The 15826-nt window shown below is 67.3% G+C and carries 23 protein-coding genes and 2 pseudogenes; 16 read left to right on the top strand and 9 right to left on the bottom strand.

All coding sequences use genetic code 11. The features are described from left to right. Positions 1 to 158: 158 nt before the first annotated feature. Both OG798_RS42740 and OG798_RS42735 read right to left on the bottom strand, forming a co-directional pair. Positions 159 to 296 (bottom strand): MFS transporter small subunit, encoded by a 138-nt coding sequence (locus OG798_RS42740; protein WP_165853968.1) that lies wholly within the window; start codon positions 294 to 296, stop codon positions 159 to 161. Beyond that, a complete protein-coding gene (locus OG798_RS42735) occupies positions 262 to 1599 on the bottom strand; it encodes an OFA family MFS transporter (protein WP_095851609.1) in 1338 nt (445 codons plus the stop codon). The genes OG798_RS42740 and OG798_RS42735 overlap by 35 nt, the downstream gene beginning before the upstream one ends. A 426-nt stretch (positions 1600 to 2025) precedes the next feature. On the opposite strand from OG798_RS42735, the gene OG798_RS42730 reads away from it, so the two are divergent. Then, positions 2026 to 2472: a pyridoxamine 5'-phosphate oxidase family protein gene (locus tag OG798_RS42730; RefSeq protein WP_413253607.1), complete on the top strand. Its 447-nt coding sequence runs from the start codon at positions 2026 to 2028 to the stop codon at positions 2470 to 2472. A gap of 136 nt (positions 2473 to 2608) precedes the next feature. On the opposite strand, the gene OG798_RS42725 is transcribed toward OG798_RS42730, so the two are convergent. Further along, on the bottom strand, positions 2609 to 3379 hold the full coding sequence (locus OG798_RS42725) for a methyltransferase domain-containing protein (protein ID WP_328758760.1): 771 nt from the start codon (positions 3377 to 3379) through the stop codon (positions 2609 to 2611). 78 nt (positions 3380 to 3457) lie between these two features. On the opposite strand from OG798_RS42725, the gene OG798_RS42720 reads away from it, so the two are divergent. Next, positions 3458 to 4642 (top strand): IS701 family transposase, encoded by a 1185-nt coding sequence (locus OG798_RS42720; RefSeq protein ID WP_328758759.1) that lies wholly within the window; start codon positions 3458 to 3460, stop codon positions 4640 to 4642. 219 nt (positions 4643 to 4861) lie between these two features. Then, the gene (locus tag OG798_RS42715; protein WP_121414408.1) at positions 4862 to 5254 is read left to right on the top strand and encodes a hypothetical protein; all 393 of its coding nucleotides are present in this window, start codon (positions 4862 to 4864) and stop codon (positions 5252 to 5254) included. Between the two features lie 18 nt (positions 5255 to 5272). Here OG798_RS42715 and OG798_RS42710 read toward each other — a convergent pair. Next, a protein-coding gene (locus OG798_RS42710; protein ID WP_328758758.1) for an IS5 family transposase occupies positions 5273 to 6081 on the bottom strand; the annotation gives its coding sequence in 2 pieces (ribosomal slippage) (positions 5273 to 5731 and positions 5734 to 6081; 807 coding nt in all). A 131-nt stretch (positions 6082 to 6212) separates the two neighbouring features. Next, positions 6213 to 6359 carry a hypothetical protein gene (locus tag OG798_RS42705; protein WP_183127057.1) on the bottom strand — a complete coding sequence of 49 codons (147 nt, stop codon included), beginning with the start codon at positions 6357 to 6359 and terminating at the stop codon, positions 6213 to 6215. A 275-nt stretch (positions 6360 to 6634) separates the two neighbouring features. On the opposite strand from OG798_RS42705, the pseudogene OG798_RS56735 reads away from it, so the two are divergent. After that, positions 6635 to 6856, top strand: a pseudogene (locus OG798_RS56735) (helix-turn-helix domain-containing protein); the annotation flags it as partial. A 207-nt stretch (positions 6857 to 7063) separates the two neighbouring features. Continuing rightward, positions 7064 to 7366 (top strand): helix-turn-helix domain-containing protein, encoded by a 303-nt coding sequence (locus OG798_RS42700; RefSeq protein WP_266937699.1) that lies wholly within the window; start codon positions 7064 to 7066, stop codon positions 7364 to 7366. A gap of 133 nt (positions 7367 to 7499) precedes the next feature. Here the strand turns inward: OG798_RS42700 and OG798_RS42695 are convergent, their stop codons facing one another. Further along, on the bottom strand, positions 7500 to 7688 hold the full coding sequence (locus tag OG798_RS42695; protein WP_328758757.1) for a hypothetical protein: 189 nt from the start codon (positions 7686 to 7688) through the stop codon (positions 7500 to 7502). 803 nt (positions 7689 to 8491) lie between these two features. Here OG798_RS42695 and OG798_RS42690 point away from each other — a divergent pair. Next, positions 8492 to 8815 carry a hypothetical protein gene (locus tag OG798_RS42690; protein WP_121414412.1) on the top strand — a complete coding sequence of 108 codons (324 nt, stop codon included), beginning with the start codon at positions 8492 to 8494 and terminating at the stop codon, positions 8813 to 8815. A gap of 208 nt (positions 8816 to 9023) precedes the next feature. Beyond that, positions 9024 to 9215: a hypothetical protein gene (locus tag OG798_RS42685; RefSeq protein WP_261692211.1), complete on the top strand. Its 192-nt coding sequence runs from the start codon at positions 9024 to 9026 to the stop codon at positions 9213 to 9215. 13 nt (positions 9216 to 9228) lie between these two features. Here the strand turns inward: OG798_RS42685 and OG798_RS42680 are convergent, their stop codons facing one another. After that, the gene (locus OG798_RS42680) at positions 9229 to 9486 is read right to left on the bottom strand and encodes a DUF6197 family protein (protein WP_121414414.1); all 258 of its coding nucleotides are present in this window, start codon (positions 9484 to 9486) and stop codon (positions 9229 to 9231) included. A 6-nt stretch (positions 9487 to 9492) separates the two neighbouring features. Here OG798_RS42680 and OG798_RS56730 point away from each other — a divergent pair, with 6 nt between their 5' ends. Further along, a complete protein-coding gene (locus OG798_RS56730) occupies positions 9493 to 9657 on the top strand; it encodes a DUF6896 domain-containing protein (protein WP_413253669.1) in 165 nt (54 codons plus the stop codon). 62 nt (positions 9658 to 9719) lie between these two features. Here OG798_RS56730 and OG798_RS42675 read toward each other — a convergent pair. Beyond that, positions 9720 to 10528, bottom strand: a protein-coding gene (locus tag OG798_RS42675) for an IS5 family transposase (protein ID WP_443054019.1) whose coding sequence is annotated in 2 segments (ribosomal slippage) — positions 9720 to 10189 and positions 10189 to 10528 — 810 coding nt in all. Because the reading frame shifts where the segments join, the coding sequence is not laid out codon by codon here. A gap of 127 nt (positions 10529 to 10655) precedes the next feature. Between OG798_RS42675 and OG798_RS42670 the strand changes: the two genes are divergently transcribed. The 4 genes from OG798_RS42670 (at position 10656) to OG798_RS42655 (ending at position 12405) form a co-directional block, all read left to right on the top strand. Then, entirely contained in the window at positions 10656 to 10919 is a 264-nt protein-coding gene (locus OG798_RS42670) for a hypothetical protein (RefSeq protein ID WP_328758755.1), read from the top strand. Then, on the top strand, positions 10916 to 11350 hold the full coding sequence (locus OG798_RS42665) for a hypothetical protein (RefSeq protein ID WP_147474143.1): 435 nt from the start codon (positions 10916 to 10918) through the stop codon (positions 11348 to 11350). Before OG798_RS42670 ends, OG798_RS42665 begins: the two co-directional genes overlap by 4 nt. A 118-nt stretch (positions 11351 to 11468) precedes the next feature. Beyond that, complete coding sequence (locus OG798_RS42660) at positions 11469 to 12059, top strand: hypothetical protein (protein ID WP_328758754.1); 591 nt, start codon at positions 11469 to 11471, stop codon at positions 12057 to 12059. A 112-nt stretch (positions 12060 to 12171) separates the two neighbouring features. Further along, positions 12172 to 12405 carry a hypothetical protein gene (locus OG798_RS42655; RefSeq protein WP_121414418.1) on the top strand — a complete coding sequence of 78 codons (234 nt, stop codon included), beginning with the start codon at positions 12172 to 12174 and terminating at the stop codon, positions 12403 to 12405. A gap of 646 nt (positions 12406 to 13051) precedes the next feature. Here OG798_RS42655 and OG798_RS42650 read toward each other — a convergent pair. Continuing rightward, entirely contained in the window at positions 13052 to 13180 is a 129-nt protein-coding gene (locus OG798_RS42650) for a hypothetical protein (protein WP_328758753.1), read from the bottom strand. A 566-nt stretch (positions 13181 to 13746) separates the two neighbouring features. Between OG798_RS42650 and OG798_RS42645 the strand changes: the two genes are divergently transcribed. From OG798_RS42645 to OG798_RS42630, 4 genes and pseudogenes are all read left to right on the top strand, one after another. Continuing rightward, the gene (locus OG798_RS42645; protein ID WP_328758752.1) at positions 13747 to 14187 is read left to right on the top strand and encodes a hypothetical protein; all 441 of its coding nucleotides are present in this window, start codon (positions 13747 to 13749) and stop codon (positions 14185 to 14187) included. 16 nt (positions 14188 to 14203) lie between these two features. After that, positions 14204 to 14521, top strand: coding sequence for a hypothetical protein (locus OG798_RS42640; protein ID WP_261692214.1), 318 nt, complete (start codon positions 14204 to 14206; stop codon positions 14519 to 14521). After that, positions 14497 to 15117 carry a hypothetical protein gene (locus OG798_RS42635; RefSeq protein WP_261692215.1) on the top strand — a complete coding sequence of 207 codons (621 nt, stop codon included), beginning with the start codon at positions 14497 to 14499 and terminating at the stop codon, positions 15115 to 15117. Before OG798_RS42640 ends, OG798_RS42635 begins: the two co-directional genes overlap by 25 nt. A 112-nt stretch (positions 15118 to 15229) precedes the next feature. Next, positions 15230 to 15754, top strand: a pseudogene (locus OG798_RS42630) (IS110 family transposase); the annotation flags it as partial. Between the last annotated feature and the right edge of the window lie 72 nt (positions 15755 to 15826).

Genomic DNA, 15826 nt, shown 5'->3' with positions numbered 1-15826 from the left:
TGGGTAGGGGGATCCTCCAGTCTGATCAGTGACTCACGGGTACGACGGCAGGTGTTGCCACAGGAAAGCGGCGTCAGGCTTGTCGGCTTCTGTCAGACCTTCGGACGCCCTACCAGCGTCCGCACACCTGCCCGGCGCCGCAGTCCGTACGCCGGGCGTTACCCGGTGAACAGCTGTTTGGCCTTCAGGACGAGCTCGTACAGGCCGTAGCAGAGCGGCGCCCCCACCCACAGCCAGGCGAAGGCGATCAGTGGACGGCGGTCAGGCGGACTGCTGGGGCTGGACGGAGTCGTCATCGGCGGCCTCCCTCGGGGCGGGGATGTGGTGGCGGGCGTGGACGGGTCGCACCAGCTCATTGGCGACGAACCCGACGACCAGCAGCCCGATCATGATCAGGAACGAGGTGTCGTAGAGCGCGGCGCCGTGCTTGCCCGCGTCCTTCTGCCGGTCCGCGATCCAGTTGACGATCAGCGGGCCGAGAACGCCCGCCATGGACCAGGCGGTGAGCAGCCGGCCGTGGATGGCGCCGACCTGATAGGTGCCGAAGAGGTCCTTCAGGTAGGCGGGAATCGTCGCGAAGCCACCGCCGTAGAAGGAGAGGATCACCAGGGCGCAGATGATGAACAGGGGCTTGGAGGAGTCCCCGAACTGCGAGATCAGCAGATACATGATCGCGCCCACGCCGAGATAGACGCGGTAGATGTTCTTGCGGCCGATCAGGTCGGACGTGGAGGACCAGCCGATCCGGCCCGCCATGTTCGCGGCCGAGAGCAGCGCCACGAAGCCCGCGGCGGCGGAGACCGACACCGGGGTGGAGGTGTCCGCGAAGAAGTCCGTGATCATCGGGGCGGCCTTCTCCAGGATGCCGATGCCCGCGGTCACGTTCATGCAGAGCACGACCCACAGGCACCAGAACTGCGGGGTGCGCACGGCGCTGTTCGCGGACACCTGCACCCCGTCGAGCGGCGCGGGTCCGGCCTTGACCGGCGGTTTGTCGCCGCGCGGCACCCGCACCAGCAGGACGCCGAGCGTCATGAAGACGGCGTACGACAGCCCGTGCACGAGGAAGGCGAGCGCGATGCCGGAGGAGTCGGAACCGAAGGACTTCAGCATCTGCGCGGACCACGGCGAGGCGATGAGCGCACCGCCGCCGAAGCCCATGATCGCGATGCCGGTGGCCATGCCGGGCCGGTCCGGGAACCACTTGATCAGGGTCGATACGGGTGAGATGTAGCCGATGCCGAGGCCGATCCCGCCGACGAAGCCGTAGCCGAACACGATCAGCCAGTACTGCTCGGTGGCGGCGCCGAGCGAGGCGATCAGGAAGCCGGTGGAGAAGCAGACCAGGGCGACGGTCATCGCCCAGCGCGGTCCGTTGCGCTCGACGAGGGTGCCGCCGAACGCGGCGGACAGTCCGAGCATGACGATGCCGAGCTGGAAGGGCAGCGCGCTCTGGGTCCCGCTGAGGCCGAGCGCGGATTCGAGCGGCGGCTTGAAGACGCTCCAGGCGTACGCCTGGCCGATGGAGAGGTGGACGGACAGTGCGGCGGGCGGGACGAGCCAGCGGCTCCAGCCGGGTGGCGCGACAGGGGGACTCATGATCCCGGACGATAGGAAGCGGTTGCCCGGTTGTGAAGCCGTTCGACACCAACTCGTCGACGGTATGCGGTGAGCGGTATCCATCACGCGACGAACGGTCGGCCGGCCCTCACGGTGGCCCACGGTGATGTGACCACGAGCGGTGGTCGGCGAGCCAAGCGTTGATGGGTCCGGGTCCTGGCGCCGTGCCGATTCCTTGTTGGCGAGTTCGCCGATTGGTAGTTGGCGAACGGGGAGGTGGTGCGGGGCTCGGGTGGGTGACGGGCCCTGGTGTCCGCTTCGTTGCCCGTTGGTGCGGTGCCCACGGCCCGCGCGTGTTCGACTGGGCCCGCGTCGAGTCTTCTCACCAACAAGATCCACTTTCGAAAACGCGCCCTAGGTCGGAGGTCGGTAGGAAAGTGACGCGTGAAGCCGGAACATGGGGCTGTGGCATCTCGTGATTTCGACGTGGACGCGTTCCTGCGGCGGCCGCTGACTGCTCGCATGGCGACCAGCGGGCCCACGGTGCGTCCCGTCTGGTTCCTGTGGGAGGACGAGGCCTTCTGGGTGCTGACGGGCCCGTGGGCCCGTTTGTTCGACCGGGTGAAGGATGATCCGAAAGTCGCTCTCGTGGTGGATGAATGCGACCTCGCGACGGGACGTGTTCAGCAGGTGATCGCCCGAGGACGGGCTGAGCTCGTGCCTTTCGACGTGCCGAGGGGCCGACGTAAGCTGTCCCGCTATTTGGGCGCGGACGAAGCTGTTTGGGATGAACGGTTCGTGCGCTATCTGTATGACGATCCGGGCGAACGGGGCACGATGTGGCTCCGCTTGGAGCCTGTCTCGCTGACGGCCATGGACCTGAGCTACTCCGTCGCTTCGTCTGGAAAATGATGCCTGCCCAGGCAGGAGCTCATGCCGTGTCGGGTTGCTGGGTTCGGTCGAAGACAGTCGGCCAACTGTGGTGTCTCAAGGCGTTGGTTCCACGAAGTTCTCGAACGGCTTCCGATGCAGGCGGCCGGACGGCACTTCAGGCGGAGGCGGAGGCCACGAAGAACGGGATGGCGACGAGGAATCGGCCGGCCTCGGCGCGTCGGCGCTGTTCGGCAAGCCACTGATCCGCCTGGTCACGGCCGACGGCGCCGCCGGCGCAGGCCGACTCGGCGAGCCTCGCGAGCAGCGACAGCGTCGCGGGGTCGGTGAACACGCTGGTGTGCACCTCGACCGTGACATCGTCGAAGCCACCGGCCAGGAGCAGGCTGCGGTACTGACGGCCGGCGCGGGGCGTGCCCAGGAGGTCGGCGCGGGCGTGCACGATCGTGCGGGTGAGCGCCGCGTCATCCGAGTCGATCATGATGGCGTCCCAGTCCTGACCGATCAGGACGATTCTGCCGCCCGGGCAGAGGATCCGTCGTGCCTCCGCCACCGCGCGCCCTGGCTCCTGAAGTACGTGGAAGACCTTGTCGGCACGGTAGCCGCGCACGCTTCCGTCGGCGAACGGCAGATCCTCCGCCCCCGCCTCCAGGAACTCGGCCTCCGGCCACCGCTCCTGGGCCGCGGCCAGCATCCACGGGCTGGGGTCCACGCCCACCGCGTGGATGCCGCGTTCGGCCAGCTCGGCGACGGCTCGTCCGGCGCCGCAGCCGACGTCCACTACGGTCGAGTCCGGGACGAGAGACAGCAGTTCGTAGGAACGGGCCCGCAGCCGAGTGGCGCTCGGCATCTGGTCCGCAGCGTCGAGGACGGCCAGCAGGGCTTCGGTGCCGCGGTGCTCTTCCACCGCTTCCTGATTCTTGGACATGGACGTCATGCTGCGACTTAGTTAGTACTGCAACGGTCTTTGCCGTGACTGCTGGCCAGTTCGGTCGTTGGTGTGGTCATGGGTGGGGACCTTGCTGATGTCAGGCTGTGGGCGGGTGAACTGAAGGCTCTGCATGAGCGGTTCGTGCACCGGTTCAATCGGGAGGAGCCGCGCCAGTCGGCGTTGACCTATATGCGGGGCCTGATCGCTCCGCTGCAGCGCAAGAACGGCTGGACCCTGGCTGAGGAGGCCGGCCATGCCGGGCCGGATCGCATCCAACGGATGCTGAACCGGATCGAGTGGGACGCCGACGAGGTCCTCGACGACGTGCGCCGATACGTGGTCGACAACCTCGGTGACCGGGATGCGGTGCTCATCGTCGATGACACCGGCTTCCTGAAGAAGGGCACTCGCTCGGCTGGGGTGCAAAGGCAGTACTCCGGCACTGCGGGCCGCACGGAGAACTCCCAGATCGGCGTCTTCGTCGCCTATGCCACTGGCCGCGGACGCACGCTGATCGACCGCCGTCTGTATCTGCCCACCTCATGGACGGACGACCGGGAACGCTGCCGGCGGGCCGGCATCGACGACAGTGTCGCCTTCGAGACGAAGGTGGCCGTGGCCAAGGCGATGGTCCGCCGGGCCATCGCCGACCGGGTCCCGTTCGGGTGGGTGACGGCGGACGCCGCTTACGGCTTCAGCAAGGGCTGGAGGTTCGAGCTAGAGCAGGCCGACGTCTTCCATGTCATGGCCACCACCCGGCACGACACCGTCGTCACCCGCTGGTCCATCGACCACCCCGTGCACGAGCTGTTTCCCGGACTGCCACGGCAGAAGTGGAAGCGCCGCTCGTGCGGGCAGGGAGCCCACGGCCATCGGATCTATGACTGGGCCCGCGTCGAGGTCCGGCCCTGGCACCGCGAGGACCGCCGCCACTGGGTTCTCGCCCGCCGCAGCGTGAGCAGGCCCGAGGAGATCTCCTACTACATCGCCTACTGCCCGGCCGGGACCACGCTGGACGAGCTGATCCGCATCGCCGGAAGCAGGTGGGCAGTTGAGGAATGCTTCCAGACCGCGAAACAGGAATGTGGCCTCGCCGACTACCAGGTCCGCCGCTACCCCGGCTGGCACCGCCACATGACCCTGGCCATGGCCGCCCACGCCTGCCTGACCGTCCTGCGGGCCCGACAACTGGACATGGAGAAAGCAGAAACGGATCCTCCCAGCTCATCCACCTCAGCCTCGCCGAGATCCGACGCCTGATCACCCGACTCGCCAACCGCCGCCCCACCCCGGTCAACCACATCCTGCACTGGTCACACTGGCGACGACGACGCCAGCACCAGGCCCGCATCAGCCACTACAAACGACGCGGACACAGCCCCTGAAAACTGCCCACCACTCAGCACAAACACCGTTGCAGTATTAGACGCCGTTTATTTTGGTGGCTGCACGACGAGCGGGGCTGCCACAGTGATCGGTATGGAGCTGCCTCCCGACACCGTGCTCATCTTCGATCGCGACGAGGACCTGCTCGTCTTCGAGTCCTACATTCACGCTACGAACTGGATTGAGGCGATTGACGTAGATGAGGGTGAGTACAGAGCGGCGTACTCACCGGACGGTGGCGTGTTGACGCTCACTGCCCCCGAAGGGCCGGAGGGGGCGGTCGTTCTGTCCAGGACCGGCAGCGTTGACCTGGGCGATCTGGAGCGGAGGGTGGCCATCTACTGGCACCGCCACCAAACGGGCCAGCCCCCGCGTGACCCGCTGCAGACAGCGCGCTTCTTGATTGGCAGGGACAACCAGCCCAGCAGAGGGTGGCTAGGCCGGGTCACCGACTTGCTGCGACGCGACCGTGCTGGGGACGAGTAGGCGTTATGAGGCGCTGCTTCATCTGATGAGTCGGCGGTAGCCGATGAGGGCTGAGGCTATGCCGACGAAGGCGAGGAAGTGCTCGGCCTTGCGTTCGTAGCGACGATGCAGGCGGCGGCATCCGGCGAGCCAGGAGACCGTCCTCTCCACGACCCAGCGGTGGCGGCCCAGCCGTGTGGAGGACTCGATGCCCTTACGGGCGATGCGGTGGCGGATTCCGCGCTTTCGTAGCCAGCGGCGCAGGTGGTCGTAGTCATATCCCTTGTCGGCATGGAGCTTGGCCGGACGTCGGCGGCGTGGTCCGCGTCGGGAGCGGATGAGCGGGATCCCGCGCACCAGCGGTTCCAGGCCGAGGCTGTCGTGCATGTTGGCGCCGGAGATGCCCAGCGACAGGGGCAGCCCGTTTCGGTCCGTGATCAGGTGGATTTTCGATCCGCTCTTGCCGCGGTCGGTCGGATTCGGTCCGGTCAGTGGCCCCCTTTTGCCGCCCGGACGCTGACGGAGTCGATCGCGCACCGCGACCAGTCCAGCTCACCGCGGGCCCCGAGTTCGTCGAGGACGACCCGATGGAGCCTGGCCCAGACCCTGGCCCGGCTCCACTGGGCGAAGCGCCGGTAGACCGTGGGCCAGGCCGGCCCGAACACGGGCGGCAGTTGCCGCCAGGTGCAGCCCGAGGTGGCCACGAAGATGACCGCCGCGAGGGTCTCGCGGTCACCGGCGCGCCGCCGGCCCCCGCCCTGCGGACGCCTCACCTCCGTCGGTGGTACCACCCGCCAGAACAGCGCCCACAACTCGTCCGGCACCAGCCGCTCAACCAGATCCGCCATGCACAGTTCAACGAACAATCACGCCAAAAGAAACGACGCCTTAAGTACGTTCAGCCGTACTTCCCCGGCTCCTGTTCCAGAACGGCGGCAGGGGGACGACGCCCGTGACGCCGTCCCCCTGCCGCCGGGCCTCAGGCTCGCCGACGCAGTGCGCCGCGCTCAGTACAACAGGTGAGTGCCACCGCACTGGCAATCGCACTGAACAGACCAGTGCATGCGGCGATCTGCACGGCGGGCAGGACCAGGGACAGGCCCACGACCACGATGACGATCACCACGAGGACGCCAACCTCCTTGGATCCCTTGCGCGCCCAGGGGCGCCATGGGAGACGATGCGAGAGCGACTGACCCATGCGGTCACGTCCGTTCTGCCGACAACGTCGGCTGGCTGGGCCGCCAGTCGTCCTCTTGAGCTCGGAGGCAGGGGTCGCTGGCGGCTGGTCAACTGTTGCTTTTCCAGCATGTGTTGCCCCCTGACCCTGTTCAATTGGTCGAGACAATACGAGCACAATCTGCGCTCTATACACGACAACAAACTGCAGATGGGGTGGTCATGCCGAGACGGCCCTCGCACCTGGCGCCATCAGACGGTCCCCTCGCGCGCTTTGCGCTCAAGCTCCGAGCGTTGCGTGACGCCGCCGGCTTCGAGGCCCCCAGCGTGGATCAAATCGCAGCGCGGACTCATATCCCTCGTTCCACACTCTTCGCGGCGCTGCGGGGACGGCGCCTGCCTACCCGCTCCGTGTTAGGAGCATTGGTCACAGCTTGGGGCGGTGACGCAACGGAATGGCTCACCCGGCGCACCGTTACAGAAGCCGAACTGGAAGAGCTACGTGCTGCTCGGCCCTCCAAAGGCCGCGTGACCCCGACAGCAGAGCCGAAGGCCACACCAGCACCAGCCCTAGAACAAGCACCGAAGGCCACACCACCACCAGTCCCAGAACAAGCAGGCGACGAAAGGCTCCGCTCGGCAGTGCAGGACATGGCCGAACAGCTCAGGAGGCTCCGCGTCGAAGCTGGTGCACCCACGTTGCGCCAGCTCTCGAAGAAGATCGAGGAGAACCCCGAGTTTCCAGGAATTGCCAGTCCCTCGACGCTCTCCGACCTGTTCAGCGGGAAGCGACTGCCGAAGTGGCCGGTCCTTGAGTCCGTCGTTCGCGCGCTGGACGGCGACGAGAGGCAGTGGCTGCTCACCTGGGAAAAGCTCGTGATGCTTCGGGAAGTCCAAGCGCTCACCACAGCGACGGACCCGACCCGCCCCTGGGCGCCTTACCCGGAAGAGTGACTTTCTGGTGGTGTGGCCTTCGGTGATCTCAAAAGGTGAAGGAGGGAGCGGTTCTTTGCCGATGCGCGGCCACCAGCCCTGGCCTGTTAAAACGGGGGTTCGTCCGGCCAGGGATCAGCGAATTCGATGCCGATCACGCCACCAGGTCGTGGCATGACTCGTGGACGTAGTTGGCGGGATCGGCCGGGGTGCCGTCGTGGCACTCCAGGCAACTGCCGAGAGTGCGCAGCGGCAGACAGTGGTGATACCGGCGCCGACACTTGGGGCAGCGCGTCCGTGCCTCCATCGCCCGGTCCAGCGCCCGCTCCTGAGCGAGAGTCATCGGCCGGACAGGCTTGGCGCGGTCGATCCGGTACAGGTAGGTGGGCCTCGTGCAGACGCGGCCCGGCCAGTACCCCGCACGGCCGGCACCTCAGGATGATCGGCTCCTGCCCTGCGGGACGCTGGCCGAGAGCGCGTAACTGGCGGCGCGTAGCGAGCCCTTCGGGCGCGGTGCCCCAGCCGTACGCCTCCAGCAGCACGTCTCCGTTGAAAGTGGGCTTTGTCCATCACCGGCTCCAGGCCTGGGCGATGCGGGCGGGGCGGCGCGGGTAGCGGGGGCCGGGTCGCTGCGGGCGGGGCCGGCCTATCCGGCGGCGCGGGCGGGGGATGAGCACGGGCAGGTCCTCCAGATCGCGGTGGGCAGACAGGACTGCGCCCCGCACCGCAAGGAGCGGGGGAGCGGGGCGCAGGAGGTGTCGGGTCAGACCGGGCCGGGGTCGGTGCGCGCGTGCTCCGGGCCCCGGCTGGGGGTGTCCGGCTGTGATGCCGGGGCGCGTGCAGGTGGGTGCCGATCCAGTAGCCGACCAGCAGGCCGACCACCAGCAGCACTTTGTGCCGGTTGGCCTTCCACCAGGTCGGTTGGGGCGGTTCGGTCAGCACACCTAATCCGTAGTCAAGGGCATTCCGAGGGGGCGCAAGCCTCTACGGATGTTCGAGTAGGAGGGCTGCGACGCCTCCGGCGAACCGGGTCTGCTGAGACCTCCGCATAGAGCGGCGCGCGGTCCTCGGGGTGGTGGCAGATGCGCGGGCGCCTGACCTGCGGCTACCTTGCTCAGATCACCCACAGCAGTCGATCATTCAAGGATGAGACCCGAAGTTCAGGCCTTCGTCGCCGATGGCCCCCTCCCCGACTGGGACACCGACGACGAGGAGCTCGTTGACCGCCGATTCCGGCAAATCGAGGCCATCTCCGCGCCAGTCACACCCGACGAGGCTCATGCTCTGGCTGGCTGCTTCGGCCCCGATGACTGCTATGGCGTTGCCTGGTCGCTGCTGCACCTGATCGAGACCAGCTCAGGACCACTGCCAGCCGTGAAACGCCCGGGACCCGACGCCGACGACTGGCATCGCACGCTCTGGAATCGCTGGGGAAGCCACGGACTCACCGACGAGGACTTGACGCGTTAGAACCCTGAGGTGTCCATGACGGCGGGACCCTTTGCCACGACTCATCTCCTTGGATGTCGGTGGGTAGTGCTGAGGCCGGGCGGCCTGCCCCGCGCCCGCCCGCTGTAGCGGCCTACGGGCGTGAGGCAGGTGGTCCGGGGATGGTCTGTTGCTGCGGTGCGGTGGTGCGTCACGCTGGGACGGCCACGAAGGCGTAAGGGGGAGCAGCGTGATCGAGTTCGATGCGGTGATCGACACCGAGGGCTACACGTGGCAGGCGACCACGGACGAGAACGGGGTGCTGTGGCTGGTCGCTGACGAGACGGTGGAAGTCGTCATCAACCGCGCGGTCGTCGGCGGCTACGTGTATCCGGCGTACGTCAACGACGCCGGGCAGCTGATCATCGAGTGGGAAGACTGACCCGCCCTGTCGGTCAGATGCCTCGCGCGTCTGCGGATGAGGCTGCCTCGTGCAGCATCCGGATCGACGCACGTCCGTTGGCCCACGCGTCGTTGAACGCGGGCACGGACTCCACATCGCCGAAGCGACGGCGGATGGTGTCGAGCAGGACGGCCGCAGCGTCGGCCTCCAGGCCTCGGTCCCCTCTCGCTGCCTGACGGATCGCTCCGAGCAGACAGACCGCGCCCTGTTCGTCGGTGAGGGTGCCGGCGCACCATCCAGCGGTGTCCATCAGCTGGTGTGCGCGGGGTGCCGCTTCGTTAGCGACAACGGCACTGAGGTCGATGTGGACTTTGCAGCCGACGGGAGCGAAGTCTTCGACCTGTGGCGGCTGCGCGGGTATGGGCTGAGTCTGCCGGAGCCTCTTGACGTCACGGATCAGGAGATGCGGTCCGCAGTGTAGTCGCTGCAACCGCTTCTGAACGAGGTGCGGCCGGGGTGGTTCGGCGTAGCCAACTGATCGTCTCAGGATGAGGCTCGGAGACGGCGAAGGCATATGAGGCCGCAGGCCAGTTTGAGCAGGCCCTGGTGGAGATCTGCGCGTCGTTCATAGCGGGTGCGGAGCCGTTTGAACTGGTGCAGCCAGGCGAAGGCGCGCTCGACAACCCAGCGCACTTTGCCCAGTCCGGAGCCGTGGGCAACGCCGCGTCGGGCGATCATGGGTTTGATGTCGCGCTTCCACAGCAGGCGGCGGTACTTGTCGAAGTCGTAGCCCCGGTCGGCGTACAGGCGCCGCGGTTTGCGGCGGGGGCGTTCCCGCAGTCCCCGAATCGATGGGATGGCGTCCAGCAGGGGCAGGAGCTGGGTGACGTCGTGCCGGTTCCCGCCGGTGAGCGTGACGGCGAGCGGGGTCCCGTGACGGTCGACGATCAGGTGGTGCTTGGAGCCGGGGCGGGCACGGTCGACGGGTGAGGGGCCGACGTGATCTCCCCTTTGAGAGCCCGGACGTGCGATCCGTCCACGGAGCAGTCGTTCAGGTCCAGCAGGCCCGCGTGACGAAGCTCGGTCAGCAGCGCGGCGTGCAAGCGTGGCCAGACGCCGGCCTCGGTCCAGTCCCGCAGTCGCCGCCAGGCCGTCACCCCGGAGCAGCCCACCGTCTCCACGGGGACATCACGCCATGCGACACCGGTCCGTAGCACGTACATCACGCCGGCGAGTGCCACTCGGTCGGGAACGCGCAACCGTCCCGGATGCCCACGGCGGCGCTCGGGAGTGGGCGGCAGCAGCGGGGCCACCCGCTCCCACAGGTCGTCAGGAACAAGATCAGCACGCACTCCGACACCATGCCCACCAAGATCGTCGAGCACAAGACACGCAGCTCAACTCATTCTGAAACGATCAGTTGGCTCGCGGCGGAGCCGCTGGACGTCGTCGTCTTTGGCCGCCAGTGCCGACAGAGCCATGCTCACCGGCGCGGCCATCAACGCGTCGACGCACGCTGCGATCGACCGCGGAGCCGTTTTGCTGTGGCCGGTGAAGAAGACCGACAAGACCGGCTACATCGAGCACTGCAAGGCCGCCCGCGTCGACGACGACGGCAAGGCCACCTCGGAGCTCACCGGGCTGGGCAGCGCGTGGATGGAGCTGGACGTTCTCTGCACCAAGCGGCGTTTCGCGAATCGAATAGGTAGCAAGCTGACGATATGGAGTGGACAGCACCAGTGAGTACCGCGATCGGCGGTTTGATCGCTCTGGGATCTTCGTTTCTAGTGGATCGCCACCGATCGCGTAGAGATCGGGAGTTAAACAAACGGAGCGAACTGCGGTCGGCTTACGCGGCTTTTCTGCAGGCGACGGCAGAAGCGAGTGAGATCTTATGGAACATCAGCCAAGGTCACGACAACGATGAGACTGCGCGAGCCCGTGCATTGACAGTGCTTCGGGACAGCAGTGTGCTTGCTCGGCGCTTCGAGCTCTCGTTGGTGACGAGCGATGAAATGACGGTTTCTACGAGCCAATTGATCAAACTCTTGATCGCCTACCGCGACGCAGTAGGCCGGGGCATTCCGTACAACGACGAAGAGCTCAGCCGTCCGCGCAAGGAATTCAGCCGCGAACGCGAACGGCTGATACGCGTGATGCGGGAGACCCTCTGACCGCCACCAGGTTGAGCCAGCCGTTGGTGCAGTCAAGTGACCCGGCCCTGCACCGCGCCATCGGCACCGGCGCCGCCGCCGTCACCACCTGGCTCACCACCCGCCCCGGCGCCTGTCGGTGAGCCGCACCCGGCTGGAGCGCGTCCGCGCCTCCGTGGACACCGCCCGACTCGCGCTCCAGCAGATCCAGGACGACCTCGCCGCCGGCGAAGTCATCCTCCAGGCGCTTCAGCAGCTGCTCACCGCCGTGCCCAAGGTGCAGGTCGGCGTCGACACCTCCAGCGGCGTGTTCGCCGTCGTCGACCAGCCGGTGCGTACGTACATCGCATCGCACGCCGCCGGCCTCGCCGTCGAAGCCTCCACCGTCTACACGCTGTGGCTGCTCACCGGCATCGTCGGCCTGGTCCTCGGCTACCTCTCGCGGAACAACGGAGTGCGCGCGATGTGGACCGCGTGGGGCGCGGCCACCGTTTGGATGGTCTGGACGGCCACCCCGGCAACCAGCCGCCCCGTCGCGGCCGGGCTCGCCGTCCTCGCCTGGACGTTCCTGTCCGCGTTCGCGATGCGCGGCCTGACCCTGCGCCGCCCCGTCGGCCGCCCGGCACGCCCGGCGAAGGTCGCCGTCCGGCCCGAGATCCACGTCCACGTGCCCGCCCAGGCCACGCCCGCCGACCAGCACCCGCACAACAGCTGCGCCTTCCGGGACTGACCTCCGGTCGCTCCGCCTGGCCCTCGCCCACCCGTCCCGGGTTGGCGAGGGCTGGACAGGCCGACCGGCCCGCGCACCACCCCAACGCCGCGGATCCGCAAGGAGGTTCGTCATGCCGCAGAACACCCCGCCGAAGCCGGTGCAGGGCTGGTTCATACCCACGCAGCCCACCGCCCCCGCCAAGCCGAAGATGCCGCTCCTGATGCGTCTCGTGCTGATCGCCGCGGCCATCCTCGCTGTGGTCCTCGGCTCCCACGCCAGCGCGGACGGGCAGGCCAACACCCCGTCCCAGAGCCCGTCGGCCACGACGTCGCCCACCACGGCGGCCCCCGACGACGCCCCGTAGCCGCGGCCCACCAGCCGCACAGCACCACCGCGCCCCGCCGGACAGCAACACCGCCGACGGGGCGCGGCCGTCCCTGCCACCGACCTGCTGGAGAACCTGCCCGTGCTCATCCCCCGCCCGCGCCGCCGGATAGGCCGGCCCCGCCCGCAGCGGCCCGGCCCCCGCTACCCGCAGCGCCCCGCCCGGCTGCCCGGCACCTGGAGGCAGTAATGCCGCACGCCAGGAAGCGGCGCCGCCGCGAGGTGAGGCGGGTGACGCGCAGCGAGGCCCTGCTGGCCGTCCTTGGAGCCTGGGAGTACCTCGCCTCGCTCAGCGAGGTGACTGAGCAGGAGGTGAAGGCAGCGGCCGTCAACTACTCGGTGTTCACCTCACTGCGCTCGCTGTTCCGAGCCCTGCGACGCGAGCGTCGAATCTTCCGCGATCCGGCCAGGAACGTGCATCTCACCACCCCAGTCAGGGTCCCCCGGCCCATTCCATCGGACCGGCTCAGAGGACTGCTGAACCAGGCCTGCGGCGCCAAAGACAGACTCGCTCTCGTCCTGATGGCTGTCTATGCGGTTCGTCCCAAGCAAGTCGCCGAAATCCTCCTCGACGACCTCGACCGGTCCGCAGGACGACTACGCATCCGCAGGCCAAACCGGCTCGATCATGAGATCTGCCTTGGCCGGGCGGCGGAGCCCGCAGGCTGGAGCCATCCTTCCAGGGGATCGAGCAGGGCGGCGCCGGTGATGGCGGCCCCGGCCAGGGCACGGGTCGCCGCGCGTCGGTCCATCACGAGATCGCTCCTCGTCAGGTTCGCGGCCAGGTCCACAGTGGCATCCGGCCGCCAAGGGACCTCATTGGTGCTGGGCCGCTCGCCCTCCGGTTCCGCCGAGGACCCTCTGCTCCGAACGTGATCGCCCGTACGAGGATTTCCCGGACGTGAACACAGCCTTCGCCTTGTCCTGTGCTCCGACCAAAGAGGCACCTGACCAGTACGAAGGCCGTCGGGCCATCGCGGTCATACCGGGGCTTGCCGCTCGCTGACACGTACTGGATGTCGCCGACACGAGCCCTGGGGCCAGTTCCGGGTGTGTGGATGGACTCTGGCCACCGCGTTGACACCCGCGACTCGGCCCGACAGGTCCCGAACCCAGGGCTTCACGCCGAAGCTCTGCCCCGCCGACTCGTGGTTGACCTCCCTTTGTTCACCTTGTTCATTTTTTGACCATGTTCCGAATTTCAGTAATCACCTGTGACCATTGGGAGTTGGTCATAGTCTCCTAAGCAGCTACGAGGGGCTCGCCCGGCCAGGGGCAACTACTCCCCTCGTGTCGAAACGGGGAAACGGGGAACCTATTCATGCGTACACGGATGAGAGCTGCCGCGTTGTTTTCGCCGCTCGCTCTCGGCATCGTCGTTGTCGGACCGGCACCGATGGCTGTGGCCGCCGAGGTCGGCCCACTTCATGTAATCACCTGCTCGTGGGACAAGAACGTGGGAACACCGTGGGCGCCGAACAGTGTGACGGTGAAAGGTTTCGTCCGGGTCAGGTGCACGGACAAGCTTGACGAGGCCAACACGCAGGCGCACATTCAGATCTATGACCGCTCATGGAAGGACCGTGGCGACCCGATCGTCAGCCACAACAAAGGTCCGGTCATCCAAGTGAACGATGACACCCTGAAGCGGCCGGGCACCTGGAAGTACCGCACCAAGGGCACCCACTTCGGGCAGCATGGCAACATATGGTCGCTGCCGACATACTATTCGCCGGTCCGCACGCTGACACGAGTGCACTAGGGGCGCAATGAGACACATGACGGCCGATGCGCGCGACCTCATGGTCACGGCTCAGGAGGTCGCCAGGCTTCGGGACGCAGAGCAACTCGAGGTCAGAGATGTCGCGTTGGCCGCGCTGATCCTTCACTTCCTCCGCTCGGAGGAGGAAGTGGAGGACTCGGCGGCTGTGTCGCTCTCACCGGAGATGCTACCGATGGCCGACGAAGTGCAGGAGATCATGACGTCCGGAGAGGGTGCCCTCCGGAATTCCGAACTGGTCGAATTGGCGCGGCGCGAAGAATCCGAACTCTCCGAGTATCTGGGGCCTGTGTGGCGGGCAATGAAAGGCTACTGACCTGCCTCGCTCTGTCGCTTTGTGCAGTTTCGGTTGCGGTTGCGGGCTGCTCCGTCAAAACCGCCGAATCCGCCGAGCGGTCAATGGCTCAGGAATTGGCGGCAACCGGGTGGGTCGAAGAACCAGTGATCGAAGGTATGGAATCCCAGACCCGGGATATCCGCCCGGTGGCATGCCAGGACCTGTTCCAGCTGCTGAACCAGGCCAACGGCGCCGATGCGCGCTCGTTCGGATTCCGTAATTCCGCAACCGGCTCCTACCTCTTGGTCATCGACCAACCCGATGTCCCGGACCCGGGCAACCTCTCTTCCCACCTGAAGAACGCCGCGGAAGCCTGCCCCCGCCTCACCATGGGATACGACTCGACATCGTTGGAGTATGACGTCACGGTGGCCGACACCCGGTCAGGCAGAACAGAGATACGCCTCAATGGAGTCGAGCAGGTCGGCGGGCAACAGGGCGAGCAGGTCGTCGACATGATCGTGAGCGGCGTGAAAACGGATTCAGGAGGACGGCTGATACGCGTCATGAGCAGCGACACGGGTATCGGCCCGACGGAGGAGAAGGCCGCCGAGATCGCGGCTGTCCATCCCTGACGTGACCGGCCCCGCTCCGGCACCACTCGACGGCCGCGATGTCGGCTGGCGTGAGGACTTCGCCAACCGGATCGGTTCGCAGGTCCACTCCATGTCGAAGGCCGGCCCGATTACAGGATCGACTGCGAGAAGGCCAGGCCCTGGGGATTCTTCCCCCACCGACGCCCTCGAAGAGCGCCGCGACCACTACCGGGGCGCCGACCGCGCCGGGGTGCGTTCCCGTGCTCAGCAGGACTCGTTGTGGAACCGGCAGCAGCTGTCCAACCAGCTCCGTTCGCTGCTGCGGGAGTACTACCCGGCCGCCCTGGCGGCCTTCGAGCCCTGGCGCAACGGCCTGTGCCGGCCGGAGGCCCAGGAGCTTTTGAAGACGGCCCCGACTCCGACCCGGGCCGCGCGGCTGACCCGCACGCAGTTAGAGGCTGCGCTCAAGCGGGCCGGCCGCAAGCGCGGCATCACGGCCGAGGCCGAGCGGCTCCGCGACGTCTTCCGCGAGGACTACGCTCACCAGCCGCCGCTGGTCGAGGACGCGGTGGGCAAGCAAATGCTCGCGCTCCTGGTCCAGTTGGAGGCCGCCTGCACCGCTGCTGACGACCTCGCTGAGGCGGTCGAAGAGGCTTTTCCTCAGCACCCGGACGCTGGTGAAGTAGGCCGCCGACGAGGTACCCATGGCTCGGGTCCTTTTCCGACGGCCCCTTCCCGAACCGTGCGG

The organism is Streptomyces sp. NBC_00271 (assembly GCF_036178845.1).
In the GTDB taxonomy this organism is placed as follows: Bacteria; Actinomycetota; Actinomycetes; order Streptomycetales; family Streptomycetaceae; genus Streptomyces.
Note: the sequence above shows the minus strand (reverse complement) of the source record. Positions and strands in the feature narration are given on the sequence as shown.